Consider the following 309-nt stretch of genomic DNA (forward strand, 5'->3'; position numbering starts at 1 on the left):
TGCCCACCGCCCGACAGCGTGCCGACCATGTTGAACTGGTCGGTGGGAATGCCCTCCAGCGGCCCGCGGGGCCGAGTGAGATCCGGTGCAAGCACTGGTCGCCCAGGTGTGTGATCCGGTTGCAAGGCCAGGAGCTGGAACGGGTCACGCAGGGAAGATGAGTCATAGACAAAGCGCGGAGCCGGGACGACTGCCCGGGACGCTTTGCCTGCCTGGGCCGTGCTTCGATAGGTCTTGGCCAGCAGGTCAAGACGTAACAGCGCACCCTCAGGCCGCAGCGCCAGGTCATGCACCGTGACGATGCGCGGC

1 protein-coding gene is annotated in these 309 nt (G+C 66.3%); it reads right to left on the minus strand.

Annotation, left to right across the window (positions count from 1 at the left end; translation table 11 throughout):
* Positions 1 to 309: pilus assembly protein PilP (locus AC0L20_RS40555; RefSeq protein ID WP_473295755.1), on the minus strand; the 309-nt coding region annotated here is incomplete at both ends.

It is taken from the genome of Bradyrhizobium sp. Kon58, from assembly GCF_055807455.1.